Here is a 17,297-nt window from a genome sequence, read left to right as displayed (position 1 = left end):
TAGCGAAGCGTTGCCAATATTTTCGGAGCACTCAACTGGCGGCGAGTGAGACGGCCTCGGTTACGACGTGCAAATCGCCCATGGGTTCAAGTTCGACCGAGCAAACGTTGACGAGGTTGCGCATTTTTTCACCAATCACCTGAGCGCGGTGCCACGTCATGCCACCCACCTCAACGCTCACCATCAGCATGCCTTCCCGCTGCAGCACACTGACCTGTTGGGGAATCAGGTACTGCATCGCGAACAGGTTGAGCAGCCGGCAGAGTACGTCAGCTTCCGCTTCGGCAAGGATTTGGTATCGCGACAGGCAGTGAGCGTTGCTGACCGACCAGACGTCGTGGCGAAACGGAGCAGGGCTGACGGTTTCGAAATGTGGCATGGGATACCTCCTGACAATCTCGTCGTTGCAATGGCGTTGAATGGCAGAAAGTTTTACACGCTGAAAAAGAAATTACTGGTCGAAGACGGGCTGTATTAGTCTCATCGAGACTTGTCTATGTTCAGCAATCTTATTTCGGGAATTGATTATGCGGATTGAGCTGGATGCCTATGATCGGAAGATTCTGGCGCTCCTGCAGGAGGATGCGTCGCTGTCCAGCGCGCAGATCGCCGAGCAGGTCGGCCTGTCGCAGTCGCCTTGCTGGCGGCGCATTCAGAGGCTCAAGGATGAAGGCGTGATTCGGCGGCAGGTGACACTGCTGGATCGCAAGAAAATCGGCCTGAACACGCAGATTTTTGCCGAGGTAAAACTCAACGCCCACGGTCGGTCCAATTTCACCGAATTCACCGAAGCGATCCGAGGCTTTCCCGAAGTGCTGGAGTGTTATGTGCTGATGGGGTCGGTAGACTTTTTGCTGCGCATCGTCACGCCGGACATCGAAGCGTACGAGCGATTCTTCTTCGAAAAGCTCTCGCTGGTGCCCGGGATTCAGGAAGTGAATTCGACAGTGGCGCTGTCGGAAATCAAATCGACGACGAGCTTGCCGATCAACAGATAGGATGCCAATCCGCCAGTGGGACCGGCTTTAGCCGGGAAGGCGTCGGTGGGTACACCATAAAGCTGACGGTGTGCAAACCGGCCTCTTCCCGGCTAAAGCCGTTCCTACGAAACAGCGTCAGCCGGTCTGCCAACCGCGCCAGCCGTCCCATCCATACGGCGTCTTACAACTTCAACAATGTCTTCCACGCCCGGCTTTGCAGGACGGTGATGGTTTGCTGGACGCGGGCATCGAGGATTTCATCGGTGATGTCCAGATGCGCCAGTTGTTCGAGCTTGTTCAGCTCGCCGTACAAGCGATCCAGCTCAGGCAGGTCGAGGGCCTGGCGGGCGTAATGCAGCCACACCTGAATGCGCTCGATGCGTGGCAACTGCTCCGCCAGGTCTTCCGGCTGCTGCTGGTAGCGCGGCAGGTTCAGCGCGGTCGCCTCATCACCGAGGAAACGCGGTACCCAACTGCTGAGCATTGCGTGGCCCTGACGATTGCCACGGTTGTTGCGCTCGACCGTCCAGCTGCGCGCCATCAACCAGCGCGACGTGGTCAGCGAGAACAGGCCCCAACGGGTGTCCTGCAGCTCTTCGATGAACTGCTCATGGGCAGCGGCGCGTACATCGCCATCTTCCTGGCCTGCGAGCACCAGCGTGCGCCAGTCTTCCAGCAAGGCGTCCAGCGCGGCACGCAGGTCATGGGTCGTGGCACGCGGAGCGGCTTGACCGAGGCTGCCGGCCAGCGCGCGCAGTTCAGCGAGCACTTCGACCCACTCCTGCAACAGGCTCCAGTGACCGTTGAACCGGTATTGCTCGGCCAGACGCTGACTGCTGCCGAGCAGGAACCAGGCGATGGCGCTGAACGCGTCGTCTACCGAGAGTTCGCCGTGCAGCTCGGGCGTTGGCAATTTGATGGAGTAGCTGCTGGCGTCGAACAGACGATAGCCACGTTCGGCCTTGCTGATATCGCAGGGCATCAGCGGCAGTTTCTCGGCCAGCTCTGCGGCCAGTTCCAGCAGCGCGGCAGGGTCGCCCTCGCGCAATTCCAGTTCCAGCTCGCAGATTTCTTCCTGCTGCTTGCCGGCGACCACCTTGCCCAGGTCCAGCGCTGCCTCGATCACCACCTTGGACTTGCCACGGCCCCAAGCGATTTCCGCTTTTTCGCGGACGAAATCAGTGGTGAACACCGGTTTGATGGTTTTCTTGTCCAGATCCGCCAGTTGCTCGGGCCAGCATTCGCCGTCGAGCTTCTTCAGGTCCAGCTTGGCTTTGGGCACATCCCAGTTGTATTCGTTACGCTCGGACAGGCCTGCGACGCTCTGGCCGCGAGTCTTGAGGGTCTGAATGATGGCGTCGCCGTCGCGGCGCAGGCGCAGCGCAACTTTGGCATGGGCCAGCTCACGCTCGGGGGTGTCGAAGTACTGATTGAACAGCTCCAACCGCTCCCAGCCACCCTTGTTGCGTTTCTTCAGCAACGGGTGCTCGCGCAGGGCTATGAGGGTTTCGCGGCTGACGCGGAGTTTGATTTCGGTTTCTTTCTGCATGGCCGGAGAATCCAAACGCTCTATCGCTGATAACAGGGGTCGCAGCCGGAATCGACACAGCTGCGTGGGCCGTGCAGTGTACAGGACATCAACCGTGACAGTTTATTCATGCGGGGCAATCGACCTATGATGGTCCGCGTGTCGCACCCCATCACCGGAGTCGCCTATGCCGTTGCCGTCCATGAAAGACCAGTTCGCTGCCCTGATCGCCGCGCCGTCTGTGAGCTGTACGCAGCCTGCGCTCGACCAGTCCAATCGCGCCGTCATTGATCTGCTGGCAAGCTGGTTGGGCGACCTGGGTTTTGCCTGCGACATCCAGCAGGTGAGCCCCGGCAAGTTCAATCTGCTGGCCACTTTCGGCACCGGCCCCGGCGGGTTGGTGCTGGCGGGCCACAGCGATACGGTTCCTTACGACGATGCTTTGTGGAAGACCGATCCACTGAAGCTGACCGAAGTTGACGGCAACTGGGTAGGACTGGGCAGCTGCGACATGAAGGGCTTCTTCGCCTTGGCCATCGAAGCGCTGCAGCCACTGCTCGATCAGCCGTTCAAGCAGCCGCTGATCATCCTCGCGACCTGCGACGAAGAAAGCTCAATGGCCGGAGCCAAGGCATTGGCGGCGGCGGGCGGTGTGCTGGGACGCGCAGCAGTTATTGGCGAGCCGACCCGTCTCAAGCCGGTCCGCCTGCACAAAGGCGTGATGATGGAGCGCATAGAGATTCTCGGCCGCAGCGGTCACTCCTCGGACCCGAGCCTTGGGCGCAGCGCCCTTGAAGCCATGTACGACGCCATCGGCGAGCTGAAAGGCCTGCGCCGACAGTGGCAGGAGCAATACCACAATCCGCAGTTCAGCGTTCCGCAACCGACCCTGAACTTCGGCTGCATCCATGGCGGCGACAACCCGAACCGGATCTGCGGGCAGTGCTCGCTGGAGTTTGACCTGCGCCCGCTGCCGGGCATGGACCCTGAAGTGCTGCGTGCCGCGATTCGGCAGAAACTGCAGCCCGTCGCCGAGCTGCATCAGGTGCAGATCGACTATGCGCCGCTGTTTTCGGAAGTGTCCCCCTTTGAAGAAAGCGCCGATGCGGAACTGGTGCGAATCGCAGAGCGTCTGACCGGTCATACGGCCGAAGCGGTGGCATTTGGCACCGAAGCGCCTTATCTTCAGCGCCTTGGTTGCGAAACCATCGTGATGGGGCCCGGGGACATTGCCTGTGCGCACCAGCCCGGTGAATATCTTGAAATGTCACGTTTGCAGCCTACAGTGCGTCTGTTACGCCAATTGATCGAACATTACTGCCTGGCTACCCCTTGAGTGCGCCCACGTGCTGCTGGAGTCAGGCCCTGTCTAAGAATGATCCGAAAAGGAGAGTACGCGTGTTGCGATGCCTGTTCCGACGATAAAGCTCATGCCGTCTTGAGTGTTTCTACCCTTCGTCCATCCACTACAGGCTCCTTTCGGATATGCCCGATTACGTCAATTGGCTCCGCCACGCGTCTCCTTACATCAATGCCCACCGGGATTGCACCTTCGTCGTCATGCTTCCGGGCGATGGCGTCGAGCACCCGAACTTCGGCAACATCGTCCACGACCTTGTTTTGCTGCACAGCCTTGGCGTGCGCCTCGTACTGGTTTACGGCTCCCGCCCGCAGATCGAAAGCCGCCTGCAAGCGCGCGGCCTGACGCCGCATTTCCATCACGACATGCGCGTGACCGATTTCGCCACGCTCGAATGCGTGATCGACGCCGTCGGCGCCCTGCGAATCGCCATCGAAGCGCGTCTGTCGATGGACATGGCCGCCTCGCCGATGCAGGGCTCGCGGTTGCGCGTGACGGGCGGCAACTTTGTCACGGCGCGTCCGATCGGCGTCCTTGAAGGCGTCGATTTCCAGCACACCGGCGAAGTACGCCGCATCGACCGCAAGGGCATCAGCCGGCTGCTCGACGAACGCTCTATCGTGCTGCTGTCGCCGTTGGGGTATTCGCCCACTGGCGAGATCTTCAACCTGGCCTGTGAAGACGTTGCGACGCGCGCGGCCATTGATCTGGGTGCGGAAAAGCTGCTGCTGTTTGGCGCCGAGTCAGGCTTGCTGGACGAACAGGGCCGATTGGTCCGTGAGTTGCGTCCGCAACAGGTTCCCGCGCACCTTCAGCGCCTGGGCAGCAACTACCAGGCGGAGCTGCTGGATGCGGCGGCTCAGGCCTGTCGCGGCGGTGTGGCGCGCAGTCACATTGTCAGCTACGCCGAAGACGGCGCGCTGCTCTCCGAGCTATTTACACGCACGGGCGGCGGCACACTGGTGGCGCAGGAGCAATTCGAACTGGTGCGCGAAGCGTCGATTGGCGACGTTGGCGGGCTGATGGACCTCATCACGCCGCTGGAAGAGCAGGGGATTCTCGTGCGTCGTTCGCGGGAAGTGCTGGAGCGTGAAATCGAGCAGTTCAGCGTGGTCGAGCGCGAGGGCCTGATCATCGCCTGCGCAGCGCTGTATCCGATTGCCGATTCCGAAGCGGGTGAGCTGGCGTGTCTGGCAGTGAACCCCGAGTATCGCCACGGTGGGCGCGGCGATGAGCTGCTTGAGCGCATTGAAGAACGCGCCCGGGCGCTGGGGCTGAAAACCCTGTTCGTCCTTACGACGCGTACTGCGCACTGGTTCCAAGAGCGCGGTTTCGAGGCCAGCAGCGTTGACCGCCTGCCGAGCGCCCGTGCGTCGCTGTACAACTATCAGCGTAATTCGAAGATTTTCGAGAAGGCGATCTAAGCGAAGCGCGTCAGGACCTGGAGCCTGACGCGCATTTTCGGTTCGATAGAACCCCTGTGGGAGCGAGCTTGCTCGCGAAGGGGCCAGGTCAGGCGATACATCTCTCTCGCCTGAGCCATCGCTTTCGCGAGCAAGGTGGAGCGCCACCTCGGTCGTCCCACCATTTCGTGCGCCGGCAGACACATCTGCGGTGTTGTTTGATGAGAGCGAGCTCCCGCCGTTTACAACGGGCCTGGCGTCAGTTGCTGATCGCCAGAATGCTCGCCTGATACGCACCCACAAACGTATCGAAATCCACTTTCTCTTCGGTCTGTTCCAGTTCCGCCTGCTGAGCCAGGGACTCACGCGCCTTGCTCTCGAAATGCGTCTGGTCCTCGGCACTCAGCGGATTGCTGCGGAAATGATCAGCGTGAACCTGCGACTGGCGCAGCGAGAAAGCCGTGAAGCCTTCCTTGTGCTCGGTCATCGCCGCCAGCACTTGTGCCGAAGGCGTCAGAGAGGCGTCCGCGACTTTCGCGCGCTGAACGTCCAGCGACTTGACGTGCTCATCCGTGCCCTGGCTGGCGTCGAGCAGTTCACAGATCGGCCTGATCGTATCCAGCATCTCGTTGGCCCAGACTTTCAGGTCGATCGTAGTGTCGTTGCGGTTCAGTTGCAGGCCGGGACGACGACCTTCCTTGACCACGGTCAGGAAGTTCGTGCTGGCGTTGCCGCACTCGTTGTTCGCCAATTGCGGGCTGTCGTGCAACGCGCAGTACAGGATGAATGCATCAATGAAGCGCGATTGCTGAAGGTCGATGCCCACCGGCAGGAACGGGTTGATGTCCAGGCAGCGGACTTCCACGTACTGCACGCCGCGCGCGACCAGCGCCTGAATCGGGCGCTCACCTGAGTAGGTGACGCGTTTCGGGCGGATCGTTGAGTAGTACTCGTTCTCGATCTGCAGCACGTTGGTGTTGAGCTGAATCCACTCGCCATCCTTGTGCGTACCGATTTCGACATAAGGCGCGTAGGGCGTTGCCACCGCACGGCGAAGGCTGTCGGTGTACGTGATCAAGTCGTTGTAGCAAGGCGTCAGGTCCTCCTGGGCATTGCTCTGGTAACCCAGATCGCTCATCCGCAGGCTGGTGGCGTAAGGCAGGTACAGCGTTTCGGCGTCGAACTGCTCAAGCTGATGGGAACGGCCGCGCAGGAAGCTGGCGTCCAGCGCCGGCGACGCGCCGAACAGGTACATCAGCAGCCAGCTGTAACGACGGAAGTTGCGGATCAGGCCGATGTAGCTCTCGGATTGGAAATCGCGGTCATCGCCTTCGAATTTCGCGTCCTGCTTGAGCACGGGCCAGATAGCTTCGGGCAAGGAGAAGTTGTAATGAATGCCGGCGATGCACTGCATGGTCTTGCCGTAACGCAAGGCCAGGCCCTGACGGTACACGTACTTGAGCTTGCCGATGTTGGACGTGCCGTAATAGGCGATCGGGATATCTGCCTCAGCCGGCAGCGGGCACGGCATCGAAGGGCTCCAGATGTACTCGCTGCCCAGTTTGCTGTACGCGAAGCGGTGAATCTTATCCAGGCTTTCCAGCGTGTCAGCCGGGTTGGCCAGGGCCGGAGTGATGAACTCCAGCAGCGACTCGGAGTAATCGGTGGTGATTTGCTCGTTGGTCAGCGCCGCGCCCAGTGCTTCCGGGTGCGGGGTTTGCGCCAGCCGGCCTTCGCCCGTAACGCGCAGGCATTCACGCTCGATGCCGTGCAAGCACTTCTCCAGAAGGGAGAGGTTGGAGTGCTCGCCAAGCAGAGTCAGGCGGCGGTTGAGAAGTTCGCTCAAGTTGGAATCCTTCACGCGTCAGTCGGCCCTATATGGGGGCGATATGGCGGTCTACAAGGGTGAAGAAAGGAACTGGCGTTTTCGCCTCGTCGATGGCCCTAACGCCGATGCCCGTCGCTGATCGTTCCTACACGGAAATCAGAAAATTTCGACACTGCTGAACAGTGCCGAAATTAACTCATAACGCTATCGGACAGCTAGACGATCGCGAACGTGCCCTGCGCTTTGGCAACCAGCTTGTCGTTCTGGCGAACGTCAGCTTCGACCACCAGCGTTCGGCGTCCGGCATGCAGCACCGTGCTGGTGCAGATGACTTCGCCCTCGGCCACGGCACGCATGTAATTGATTTTGCATTCCACGGTAACGCTTTGCTTGTCGAAGCCGTGGGCGCTGGAGCAGGCCAGGCCCATGGTGATGTCGACCAGGCTGAACAGCGCGCCGCCATGCATGACGTTGCCGCGATTGCGCAGGTGTGGCTCCAGCGGCAACGCCACCACGGCAACGCCTTCGTCCAGTTTCACTACCCGGCAGCCGAGCGTCTTGAAATAGGCGCTCTGGGTCAGTTCGTCAGGGATATCCATCAGCGCTTCTTCAGTTGCTTGGCGTTGGCGAACAGCGACGCCATCGGGTTATTGCTCGGCGCCGGGGTCGAGGCTTCCTTGCGAGGGGCATTGCTTTGCTGCTGACGCGGCGCTGCTCCCGGACGGGCACCGCGAGCGCCATCGACTTTCTCGCCCGGCGTGTCGCTCATGCGCATCGACAGACCGACGCGCTTGCGCGGGATGTCCACTTCCATCACCTTGACCTTCACCACGTCGCCGGCTTTGACCGCCTCGCGAGGGTCCTTGATGAACTTCTCCGACAGCGCGGAGATGTGCACCAAACCGTCCTGATGCACGCCGATATCAACGAATGCGCCAAAGTTGGTGACGTTTGTGACAACGCCTTCCAGGATCATGCCCGGCTGAAGATCTTTCAAGTCTTCAACGCCGTCCTGGAACTCAGCGGTCTTGAACCCCGGACGTGGATCGCGGCCCGGTTTTTCCAGCTCTTGAAGGATGTCGGTGACGGTCGGCAGGCCGAAGGTTTCGTCGGTGAATGTCTTCGGGTCGAGACGCTTCAGGAAGGCAGCGTCGCCGATCAGCGAACGGATGTCGCGATCGGTCTGGGCGGCGATGCGCTGCACCAACGGATACGCCTCAGGGTGAACGGCTGACGAATCCAGCGGGTTGTCACCGTTCATAACCCGCAGAAAGCCTGCGGCCTGTTCGAAGGTTTTCTCGCCCAGACGCGGGACTTTCTTCAATGCCGCACGGGTCTTGAACGCGCCGTTCTGGTCGCGGTGGGCAACGATGTTCTGCGCCAGGGTGGTGTTCAAGCCGGAAATCCGAGCGAGCAGGGCGACGGATGCGGTGTTCACGTCCACACCCACGGCGTTCACGCAGTCTTCCACCACCGCGTCGAGACCGCGGGCCAGCTTGAGCTGCGACACGTCATGCTGGTATTGGCCGACGCCGATGGACTTCGGGTCGATTTTCACCAGTTCGGCGAGGGGGTCCTGCAAGCGGCGTGCGATGGACACGGCGCCACGGATCGAAACGTCGAGGTCCGGGAATTCCTTGGCGGCGAGTTCCGACGCCGAGTACACCGAAGCGCCCGCTTCAGAGACCATGACTTTGGTCATCTTCAAGCCTGGATACTTTTTGATCAGATCGCCGGCCAGCTTGTCAGTCTCGCGGCTGGCGGTACCGTTGCCGATCGCGATCAGGTCAACCGAATGTTTGGCGCACAGGGCCGCGAGCACGGCGATGGTCTGATCCCACTGGTTTTTCGGTACATGGGGGTAGACCGTGGCGTAGTCCAGCAGCTTGCCGGTGCTGTCGACCACGGCGACCTTGCAACCCGTGCGCAGGCCCGGATCGAGGCCCAGCGTGGCGCGTGGTCCCGCCGGTGCGGCCAGCAACAGGTCGTGCAGGTTGTGAGCGAATACGTTGATCGCTTCGGTTTCGGCACCTTCGCGCAGCTCGCCGAGCAGGTCGGTTTCGAGACTGGAGTACAGCTTGACCTTCCAGGTCCAGCGCACGACTTCCGCCAGCCACTTGTCCGCAGGACGGTTCTGATTCTGCAGGCCGAAGCGCTCGCTGATCATCATTTCGCACGGGTGCAGGGTGCCGGGCAGCTCTTCACCGACTTTCAGCGCCGAGCTCAACACGCCTTCGTTGCGACCCCGGAAGATCGCCAGCGCACGGTGGGACGGCATGCTCTTGAGCGGCTCGTCGTGTTCGAAGTAATCGCGGAACTTGGCGCCTTCTTCTTCCTTACCCGGTACCACACGGGCACTGATCACGGCTTCGTGCTTGAGGAAACTGCGCAGCTTCTCCAGCAGCGTCGCGTCTTCGGCGAAGCGCTCCATCAGAATGTATTTGGCGCCTTCGAGCACGGCCTTGACGTCGGCGAAGCCTTTTTCGGCATCGACGAAGCGCGAAGCTTCGGTTTCCGGGGTGAGGGTTGGATCATTGAAGATGCCGTCGGCCAGCTCACCCAGGCCGGCTTCCAGTGCGATCTGGCCTTTGGTGCGGCGCTTCTGCTTGTACGGCAGGTACAAGTCTTCAAGGCGGGTCTTGGTGTCGGCGAGCTTGATCTCGCGCGCCAGCTCAGGGGTCAGCTTGCCTTGCTCTTCGATGCTGGCAAGGATGCTGATGCGGCGCTCGTCGAGTTCGCGCAGGTAGCGCAGGCGCTCTTCCAGATGACGCAGTTGCGTGTCATCGAGGCTGCCAGTGACTTCCTTACGATAGCGAGCGATGAAAGGTACCGTTGAGCCTTCATCCAGTAGCGCGACGGCCGCTTCGACCTGTTGCGGGCGGACGCCGAGTTCCTCGGCGATGCGGCTGTTGATACTGTCCATAAAACCACCTGGCAAATGTGTGTGCATTAAATCAGCGGCTGGCGAACCGCCTTGAACGAGCGTTGCCTGACCTTGAAGGCGGCGCATTATACCCAGTGAGCCCTGAATAGGGGATCGGCCCGTCGATACGCCGGTTTCAGCCCGCGCAGCCGCGGCGAATCGCCCTCAAGTGACTGAGCGAGAGCACCCATGTGGATTCAGGAAAAATCTGCTAACAATGCACACGGTGCGCATAACTGCAGCTACGCCATAATGCGCGCCGAGATCAAAGGAGCTTCCAATGAGCAGCACTGCACAAACGGCTGAAGGCGAGAAAATCCTCATCGTTGACGATGACCCGGGCTTGAGCAGCCTGCTAGAACGCTTTTTCAACAGCAAGGGCTACCGCGCCCGGGCTGTGCCCAACGTGGAGCAAATGGATCGGCTGCTGGCGCGCGAAGTGTTCCACCTCGTGGTGCTGGACCTGATGCTGCCGGGCGAAGACGGCCTGTCCGCCTGCCGCCGTCTGCGCGCCGCGAACAATCAAGTCCCCATCATCATGCTGACCGCCAAAGGCGACGAGCTCAGCCGCATCAAGGGCCTCGAGCTCGGCGCCGATGATTACCTCGCAAAACCTTTCAACCCTGACGAGCTGATGGCCCGAGTTCGCGCCGTGCTGCGTCGTCAATCCGCGCCCGTTCCTGGCGCACCTGCCACGGAAGACGAAACCGTCACTTTCGGCGACTACGCTCTGTCGCTCGCCACCCGCGAGCTCAAGCGTGGCGACGAAGTGCACATGCTCACCACGGGTGAATTCGCGGTGTTGAAGGCGTTGGTCATGCACGCCCGTGAGCCGCTGACGCGGGACAAACTGATGAATCTGGCCCGTGGCCGCGAGTGGGACGCGCTGGAGCGCTCCATCGACGTCCAGATCTCCCGCCTGCGTCGTCTGATTGAAGTGGACGCTGCCAAGCCGCGTTACATTCAGACGGTCTGGGGAGTGGGTTATGTTTTCGTGCCAGACGGTGCCAACAAGCAGTAGCAGCAAGTTCGACGGTAACCTGCCGGGCCTGTCTCACGCCCGCCTACGTTAGCCAGTCACCTCGATGTTCGCGAAAGCGGCCATTGGCGTGGCTGGTTTTTGCTGTGTCATGTGTTCCGCAAATTCGCGAGCCCGGCTCGCTTCCGCAAAGTGTGTAGCTGCTGTTATGAAGACACCGCTCTGGTTCCCGCAAAGTTTTTTCTCCCGCACCCTGTGGCTGGTGCTCATTGTCGTGCTGTTTTCGAAGGCGCTGACCCTCGTCTATTTGCTGATGAACGAGGATGTTCTGGTCGATCGCCAATACAGCCACGGCGTTGCACTCACTTTGCGGGCTTACTGGGCGGCCGACGAGAGCGACCGGCAGACCATCGCCGACGCCGCCGGGCTGATCCGCGTGGTGGGTGGCGGCGTACCGGAAGGCGAGCAGCACTGGCCGTATTCCGAAATCTACCAACGGCAGATGCAGGATGAACTGGGCGCGGACACCGAAGTGCGTCTGCGTGTCCACGCGCCTCCTGCGCTGTGGGTGAGGGCGCCGAGTCTCGGCGATGGCTGGCTGAAAGTGCCGCTGTACCCGCATCCGTTGCGGGGGCAGAAAATCTGGAGCGTGTTGGGCTGGTTTCTGGCGATCGGCTTGCTCTCGACGGCTTCGGCGTGGATCTTCGTCAGCCAGCTCAATCAGCCGCTCAAGCGCCTGGTTTTTGCCGCTCGCCAGCTGGGGCAGGGCCGCAGTGTGCGGTTGCCGGTGGGCGACACGCCCAGCGAGATGACCGAGGTTTACCGGGCGTTCAATCAGATGGCCGAAGACGTGGAGCAGGCCGGGCAGGAGCGCGAGCTGATGCTGGCCGGGGTGTCCCACGATTTGCGAACGCCGCTGACGCGTTTGCGCCTGTCGCTGGAATTGATGCCGACTAACAACGAATTCATGGAAGGCATGGTTCGCGACATCGAAGACATGGACGCCATCCTCGACCAATTCCTGGCATTTATTCGGGACGGGCGCGATGAAGAGGTCGAAGAAGTCGATCTGGTCGAGCTGGTCCACGAAGTGGTGGCGCCGTACAACAACCCGGTCGAGCAGGTCCGGCTGTGCCTGGAGTCCATTCCGCCGTTCCCGCTGCGACGGGTTTCCATGAAGCGGCTGCTCAACAACCTTATTGGCAACGCGATGCACCATGCCGGTGACGGCGTTGAAGTGGCGGCCTATGTTTCCGGCGACAGCGGTGCGCCCTACGTGGTGCTGAGCGTGCTGGATCGGGGTATGGGGATTGATCCGTCGGAGCTGGAGGGCATTTTCAATCCCTTCATCCGTGGTGACCGCGCCCGAAGTGGCAAGGGGACGGGGCTTGGCCTGGCGATCGTCAAGCGCATTGCAGCGATGCACGGCGGCAATGTCGAGTTGCGTAATCGTTCGGGAGGCGGGCTGGAGGCCAGGGTTCGGTTGCCGTTGGGGCTGTTGCTGCCGCGGGATGCCGATTGACTCGTTACTGATTCCGACTGGAGACCTTGGGCGGCGTGCTCGCGACCAAAGCCTCCGTGCAGAAACGGGCTTAAGCGTTAGCCCTTGCCCTTGGTGCGGGTCATGTGCGGCCCGCCGTTTTTCTCGATGTACTCGATGATTATCCCCGCGACATCCTTGCCGGTAGTGGTTTCAATGCCTTCAAGACCTGGCGACGAGTTCACTTCCATCACCAATGGCCCGTGATTGGAGCGCAGGATGTCGACACCCGCGACACTCAGGCCCATGACCTTGGCGGCCCGAATGGCCGTCATGCGTTCTTCGGGGGTGATCTTGATCAGGCTGGCGGTGCCGCCTCGATGCAGGTTGGAGCGGAATTCCCCGGGCTTTGCCTGACGCTTCATCGACGCAATGACCTTGTCACCCACCACGAAGCAGCGGATGTCCGCGCCACCGGCTTCCTTGATGTACTCCTGCACCATGATGTCCTGCTTCAGACCCATAAAGGCCTCGATCACGGACTCGGCCGCCGTTGCGGTTTCGCACAGCACCACGCCGATGCCTTGCGTGCCCTCGAGCACCTTGATCACCAGCGGCGCGCCGTTGACCATCTGGATCAGGTCAGGGATGTCATCCGGTGAGTGAGCAAAGCCGGTGACGGGCAAGCCAATGCCGCGTCGCGACAACAGCTGCAGCGAGCGCAACTTGTCACGGGACCGCGCGATAGCGACGGATTCGTTGAGCGGGAACACGCCCATCATTTCAAACTGACGCAGCACGGCGCAGCCGTAGAAGGTCACGGAAGCGCCGATGCGCGGTATCACCGCATCAAAGCCTTCCAGGGGTTTTCCTCGGTAGTGAATCTGCGGCTTATGACTGGCGATGTTCATATAGGCGCGCAGGGTATCGACCACCACGACCTCGTGGCCGCGCTGAATGCCCGCTTCGACCAGACGACGAGTTGAATACAGACGCGGGTTACGCGAAAGCACAGCGATCTTCATGCAGCACCTGTGGCAGAGAGATTTGAAGCCGGGAAGACCGGCTTGTCCTGAATATAAGTAACACCCGGATTGACCACCAACTGGCCGTCAATCAGGGCTTTGGAACCGAGCAGCAACCGGTAGCGCATGGCCTTGCGGCAGGCCAGCGTGAACTCAACCGGCCAGACCCTATCCCCCAGCGCCAGTGTCGTGCGAATGACGTAGCGAACCTGAGCGTGACCGTTGGAGCTTTTGATGGTTTTCATCGCCACCAGTTGTGCCTCGCAGCGACGATGACGCAGCTGCACCACCGTCCCCAGATGCGCGTTGAAGCGCACCCATTTTTCGCCGTCCCGTTCGAACGGCTCGATTTCAGTCGCGTGCAGGCTGGAGGTGCTGGCCCCGGTGTCGATTTTCGCGCGCAGCCCGGCAACGCCCAGATGGGGCAGCGCCACCCATTCGCGGAGGCCGATGACGGTCAGATGATCAAATGTTTTCAAAGCGTTTCCGTTCGTTTACACGTTTTGCCAGGCACCGGCGTCGATGTGCGCCAGCGCCTGGAATGCAGGTTTGGCGAACCAGTAGCCCTGCATGAGGTAAATGCCGCAGTCGGCGAGGAAGTCTCGTTCGCCTGCATGTTCGATGCCTTCGGCGATCACTGTAACGTTCAGGTCCGTACACATTGTGACAATGCCGCGCACGATGGCCTGCCGTGCGGGATCCAGATGGACGTTGCGCACCAGCGCCATGTCGAGCTTGATCAGGTCAGGCTGAAAGTCGGCAAGCAGGGTCAGTCCCGAATGCCCGGCACCGAAGTCGTCGATAGCGGTTTTGAAGCCAAACTGGCGGTACTCGCGAAGGATGTTAGTGAGGTGGCTGTTGTCACACACATGCTCGGTTTCGACGGTCTCGAAGATCAGCCGGTCAAGCGGAAAATTATGGTCGCGAGCCGCTTCAAGGGTGCTGCGAATGCACAGTTCAGGGCGATACACCGCGTTGGGCAGGAAGTTGATCGACAGGTATTCGTCCACTCCCAGCCGGGCGGCAGTTGAAATCGCGCGGGTTCGGCACAATTGATCGAAACGGTAACGGTTGGTGTGGTCCACCCGATTCAGTACAGACAGGGCACCTTCGCCGTTGACGCCACGTACCAACGCCTCGTGAGCGAACACCGAGCGGTTGCGGACGTCCACGATTGGCTGATAGGCGAATTCAAATTCGAAATCCAGCGCGGCGCTTTCTCTGCAGCCCTGGCACCCACCGGTCAATGACGTAGGGAAGTCTGTCACGTCGTTCTCCTGAAGCCGGTGCTTTAGTCTTGGGGGGCAGTGTAAACGAGGGTGGCGGTTACTGCGTCCCCGGCGTGACGTAGTACGGTTCTGACCATTACGCGATTGAGGAATTCAGATGACACAGAAGTCAGACGAGGACGACAAAGTCCGTCTGGACAAATGGCTTTGGGCGGCGCGCTTTTTCAAGACGCGTGCGCTGGCAAAAGCCGCCATTGAGAGCGGCAAGGTTCATTGCCGGGGCGAACGTTGCAAGCCGGGAAAAGAGCCGCGCGTAGGTGACGAGTTCCAGATCAGAGCGGGCTTCGATGAGCGGACCGTGGTGGTTCAGGCGTTGTCGATTGTCCGCCGTGGCGCCCCGGAGGCTCAGCTGCTGTACAGCGAAACGCCGGAGAGCCTCGCCAAACGCGAACAAGCCGCCGAGATGCGCAAGGCCGGAAGCCTGGGCGTGACCACCGACGGCAGGCCGACCAAAAAGCAGCGTCGGCAATTGTTTCATTTTCGTTCGGGTGACGACTGACAATCTCGCCGCTTTCCGGGATCGTGGGTTAATCGACCCCGGACTGCTCGGTAGCAACGGGCAGCTTACAAATGAGAGCCCTGCTTCATGATGCTCAGGCATTTGATCAGCGGCAGGCGGCCCAACACATTGAAGACCGGCGCGGTCAGTCGAAACACGAAGGCGGTAGCAGTGGCCGCGAACGGGGTGTAGCAACTCCAGCCCAGCGCGAGCAACGCGATCATCACGCCGCCGATGTAGTCGTCCTGACCCCAATGCGCGCCGGCGACCAGGCGCGGCATCATGAACAGGAACGCCAGCGCCCAGATGACGACACGTTGGCCGACGGTGCGGCTGTAGACGCTCATGAACATCGCCCAGATCAGCAGCACCGAAGCGTGGTCACCCGGGAAGCTCTGGCTGGAACGGTCCTTGAGCTGCCACTTGTCTTCAAGCCCCGGGAATATGTCGCTGAGCTTGATGGCATCAGGGATCATCATCGAGGCGCTGTCGTGTTGCAGCGCGCTGTGGTCGATGATTTTGGAAAACACCGTGCGGATGATCAGCAGCAGGATCAGCGTCAGCACGAAGCCGATCAGCGCGGCACGGGTTTGCAGGGATTTGAACACCCAGTCGCCCTTTATAAGCAGCGTCAGAAGAATCAGGCCGACGACGATATCGAAGGGTCGCATGCTGGCAACCGTCCAGGTCCACAACCACGCCTTGTTTTGCTCAAGCGGGCGGTTCAGTACGTGAAACAGGCCTTCATCGAAATGCGTGAATGCCGCGTGGCCCGTGGGCCAGATCCACAGCAGCAGCAATGCCAGAGCCACCAGATTGCACAGCAAGAATTTTTTGACGTTCCACTTGGGTTGGAACAACGCGGGATAGTCCATAAAATGCCCCCATCGGCATGACAGTGCACCAAGCGGTGCTAAACCGCGCTTTATAGGCGCTTGTCATCATTTTGTCATCCATTCAGATACCTTCTCCTATGCCAGACTTTCCGGATACCGATTACACCCAGCGCTTCATCTTCGACGAGAGCGACGTTCGCGGCGAGCTCGTGGCCCTTGAGCGTAGCTACGCCGAAGTACTTGCCAAACACCCGTATCCCGAGCCAGTCGCTCAGCTACTCGGCGAAATGCTCGCCGCCGCTGCGTTGTTGGTGGGCACGCTGAAGTTCGACGGTCTGCTGGTTCTGCAGGCGCGGTCGCTTGGGCCGGTGTCCCTGCTGATGGTCGAGTGCTCCAGCGAGCGTGAGTTGCGCGGCATTGCGCGCTACGACGAAAGCCTGGTCAAGCCGGACGCCACGCTGCTCGACCTGATGCCCAACGGCGACTTGACCATGACCATAGACCCGCGTCAGGGCAAGCGCTACCAGGGCATCGTGGGCCTGGACGGCGTCGACTTGTCGGCGTGTCTGTCCGAGTATTTTGTGATGTCAGAGCAACTGCCTACGCGCTTCTGGATCAAGGCCGACGGCAAGCGCGCACGTGGGCTGCTGCTGCAACAGTTACCGGCCGAGAAGCTGAAAGATCAGGATGAGCGCGAAGCCAGCTGGCAGCACGTCAATGTGCTGGTCGACACCCTGACCGCCGAAGAATTGCTCAGCCTGACCAACGAAACCGTGTTGAAACGGCTGTTCCACGAAGACGTCGTGCGCATGTTCGACGTCCAGCCTCTGGTGTTCCGTTGCAGCTGCTCGCGCGAACGTTCTGGCAATGCGTTGGTCAGTCTTGGTCTGGAAGATGCACAGCAGTTGGTGATCGAGCATCACGGTGCGGTGGAGATCGACTGCCAGTTCTGCAATCAGCGCTATCTGTTCGATGCAACCGATGTAGCGCAGCTGTTTGCAGGGGGTGGGGTAGATACCCCTTCCGATACCCGCCATTAATGTAGTGCGGGTCCTGCGCTGAAAGCTTTCCGCCCGGCCCGCTTGACTCTTCTTCATGTAGTTCTGACAGGAGGGCCCTACCTTTTTTGGGCTTTTCTGGCATAATCCGGCCACTTTTTAGCTGTAG

Annotated in this window: 16 protein-coding genes; 7 read left to right on the top strand and 9 right to left on the bottom strand. The window is 60.6% G+C overall.

All coding sequences use genetic code 11. The features are described 5' to 3' along the window. Positions 1-31 precede the first annotated feature (31 nt). A complete protein-coding gene (locus QMX88_RS02050; protein WP_282365782.1) occupies positions 32-379 on the bottom strand; it encodes a hypothetical protein in 348 nt (115 codons plus the stop codon). Between the two features lie 148 nt (positions 380-527). Here QMX88_RS02050 and QMX88_RS02045 point away from each other — a divergent pair, with 148 nt between their 5' ends. Then, positions 528-998, top strand: a complete 471-nt coding sequence (locus tag QMX88_RS02045; RefSeq protein ID WP_192171351.1) for an Lrp/AsnC family transcriptional regulator — start codon at positions 528-530, stop codon at positions 996-998. Between the two features lie 163 nt (positions 999-1,161). On the opposite strand, the gene QMX88_RS02040 is transcribed toward QMX88_RS02045, so the two are convergent. Further along, a complete protein-coding gene (locus tag QMX88_RS02040; protein ID WP_282365777.1) occupies positions 1,162-2,529 on the bottom strand; it encodes a CYTH domain-containing protein in 1,368 nt (455 codons plus the stop codon). A gap of 166 nt (positions 2,530-2,695) precedes the next feature. On the opposite strand from QMX88_RS02040, the gene argE reads away from it, so the two are divergent. Together argE and argA are read left to right on the top strand one after the other, a co-directional pair. After that, positions 2,696-3,844, top strand: a complete 1,149-nt coding sequence (argE, locus tag QMX88_RS02035) for an acetylornithine deacetylase (RefSeq protein ID WP_282365775.1) — start codon at positions 2,696-2,698, stop codon at positions 3,842-3,844. Between the two features lie 149 nt (positions 3,845-3,993). Beyond that, positions 3,994-5,292: an amino-acid N-acetyltransferase gene (argA, locus tag QMX88_RS02030; RefSeq protein ID WP_192171348.1), complete on the top strand. Its 1,299-nt coding sequence runs from the start codon at positions 3,994-3,996 to the stop codon at positions 5,290-5,292. A gap of 238 nt (positions 5,293-5,530) precedes the next feature. On the opposite strand, the gene gshA is transcribed toward argA, so the two are convergent. The 3 genes from gshA to QMX88_RS02015 all read right to left on the bottom strand — a co-directional run bounded on the left by gshA (position 5,531) and on the right by QMX88_RS02015 (position 10,022). Beyond that, entirely contained in the window at positions 5,531-7,117 is a 1,587-nt protein-coding gene (gshA, locus tag QMX88_RS02025) for a glutamate--cysteine ligase (protein WP_282365772.1), read from the bottom strand. Between the two features lie 197 nt (positions 7,118-7,314). Continuing rightward, on the bottom strand, positions 7,315-7,698 hold the full coding sequence (locus tag QMX88_RS02020; protein ID WP_192171346.1) for a PaaI family thioesterase: 384 nt from the start codon (positions 7,696-7,698) through the stop codon (positions 7,315-7,317). Beyond that, the gene (locus tag QMX88_RS02015) at positions 7,698-10,022 is read right to left on the bottom strand and encodes a Tex family protein (protein WP_282365768.1); all 2,325 of its coding nucleotides are present in this window, start codon (positions 10,020-10,022) and stop codon (positions 7,698-7,700) included. Before QMX88_RS02015 ends, QMX88_RS02020 begins: the two co-directional genes overlap by 1 nt. A gap of 280 nt (positions 10,023-10,302) precedes the next feature. Between QMX88_RS02015 and ompR the strand changes: the two genes are divergently transcribed. Then, complete coding sequence (gene ompR / locus QMX88_RS02010) at positions 10,303-11,043, top strand: osmolarity response regulator transcription factor OmpR (protein ID WP_065987440.1); 741 nt, start codon at positions 10,303-10,305, stop codon at positions 11,041-11,043. 166 nt (positions 11,044-11,209) lie between these two features. Beyond that, on the top strand, positions 11,210-12,523 hold the full coding sequence (locus QMX88_RS02005) for an ATP-binding protein (protein ID WP_192171344.1): 1,314 nt from the start codon (positions 11,210-11,212) through the stop codon (positions 12,521-12,523). Positions 12,524-12,600: 77 nt separating this feature from the next. Here QMX88_RS02005 and rimK read toward each other — a convergent pair whose 3' ends face one another. Genes rimK through rimA form a run of 3 tightly spaced genes read right to left on the bottom strand, consistent with a single transcriptional unit; the run spans position 12,601 to position 14,774 of the window. Then, a complete protein-coding gene (gene rimK / locus QMX88_RS02000) occupies positions 12,601-13,506 on the bottom strand; it encodes a 30S ribosomal protein S6--L-glutamate ligase (RefSeq protein ID WP_065987438.1) in 906 nt (301 codons plus the stop codon). Continuing rightward, positions 13,503-13,985: a retropepsin-like aspartic endopeptidase RimB gene (gene rimB / locus QMX88_RS01995; protein ID WP_065987437.1), complete on the bottom strand. Its 483-nt coding sequence runs from the start codon at positions 13,983-13,985 to the stop codon at positions 13,503-13,505. Before rimB ends, rimK begins: the two co-directional genes overlap by 4 nt. Before the next feature lie 15 nt (positions 13,986-14,000). Further along, positions 14,001-14,774, bottom strand: a complete 774-nt coding sequence (gene rimA / locus QMX88_RS01990) for a S6 modification regulatory phosphodiesterase RimA (RefSeq protein ID WP_282365762.1) — start codon at positions 14,772-14,774, stop codon at positions 14,001-14,003. 118 nt (positions 14,775-14,892) lie between these two features. On the opposite strand from rimA, the gene QMX88_RS01985 reads away from it, so the two are divergent. Continuing rightward, positions 14,893-15,294, top strand: coding sequence for an RNA-binding S4 domain-containing protein (locus tag QMX88_RS01985; protein WP_065987435.1), 402 nt, complete (start codon positions 14,893-14,895; stop codon positions 15,292-15,294). Between the two features lie 65 nt (positions 15,295-15,359). On the opposite strand, the gene QMX88_RS01980 is transcribed toward QMX88_RS01985, so the two are convergent. Beyond that, complete coding sequence (locus QMX88_RS01980; protein ID WP_282365757.1) at positions 15,360-16,169, bottom strand: phosphatase PAP2 family protein; 810 nt, start codon at positions 16,167-16,169, stop codon at positions 15,360-15,362. A 98-nt stretch (positions 16,170-16,267) separates the two neighbouring features. Between QMX88_RS01980 and hslO the strand changes: the two genes are divergently transcribed. Further along, positions 16,268-17,170, top strand: coding sequence for an Hsp33 family molecular chaperone HslO (gene hslO / locus QMX88_RS01975; protein ID WP_192171341.1), 903 nt, complete (start codon positions 16,268-16,270; stop codon positions 17,168-17,170). The last annotated feature ends 127 nt before the right edge of the window (positions 17,171-17,297 follow it).

The organism is Pseudomonas sp. PS02290 (assembly GCF_029960075.1).
Classification (GTDB): Bacteria; Pseudomonadota; Gammaproteobacteria; order Pseudomonadales; family Pseudomonadaceae; genus Aquipseudomonas.
This window is presented reverse-complemented; position numbering and strand designations above follow the sequence as displayed.

Excerpts from the sequence above, each read along its gene's own strand:
- QMX88_RS02045 (WP_192171351.1), top strand. The coding sequence starts at position 528 with ATGCGGATTGAGCTGGATGCCTATGATCGGAAGATTCTGGCGCTCCTG.
- argE (WP_282365775.1), top strand. The coding sequence starts at position 2,696 with ATGCCGTTGCCGTCCATGAAAGACCAGTTCGCTGCCCTGATCGCCGCG.
- rimK (WP_065987438.1), bottom strand. The coding sequence starts at position 13,506 with ATGAAGATCGCTGTGCTTTCGCGTAACCCGCGTCTGTATTCAACTCGT.
- hslO (WP_192171341.1), top strand. The coding sequence starts at position 16,268 with ATGCCAGACTTTCCGGATACCGATTACACCCAGCGCTTCATCTTCGAC.
- QMX88_RS02015 (WP_282365768.1), bottom strand. The coding sequence starts at position 10,022 with ATGGACAGTATCAACAGCCGCATCGCCGAGGAACTCGGCGTCCGCCCG.
- QMX88_RS02040 (WP_282365777.1), bottom strand. The coding sequence starts at position 2,529 with ATGCAGAAAGAAACCGAAATCAAACTCCGCGTCAGCCGCGAAACCCTC.
- argA (WP_192171348.1), top strand. The coding sequence starts at position 3,994 with ATGCCCGATTACGTCAATTGGCTCCGCCACGCGTCTCCTTACATCAAT.
- QMX88_RS01980 (WP_282365757.1), bottom strand. The coding sequence starts at position 16,169 with ATGGACTATCCCGCGTTGTTCCAACCCAAGTGGAACGTCAAAAAATTC.
- ompR (WP_065987440.1), top strand. The coding sequence starts at position 10,303 with ATGAGCAGCACTGCACAAACGGCTGAAGGCGAGAAAATCCTCATCGTT.
- QMX88_RS01985 (WP_065987435.1), top strand. The coding sequence starts at position 14,893 with ATGACACAGAAGTCAGACGAGGACGACAAAGTCCGTCTGGACAAATGG.
- QMX88_RS02005 (WP_192171344.1), top strand. The coding sequence starts at position 11,210 with ATGAAGACACCGCTCTGGTTCCCGCAAAGTTTTTTCTCCCGCACCCTG.
- QMX88_RS02020 (WP_192171346.1), bottom strand. The coding sequence starts at position 7,698 with ATGGATATCCCTGACGAACTGACCCAGAGCGCCTATTTCAAGACGCTC.
- QMX88_RS02050 (WP_282365782.1), bottom strand. The coding sequence starts at position 379 with ATGCCACATTTCGAAACCGTCAGCCCTGCTCCGTTTCGCCACGACGTC.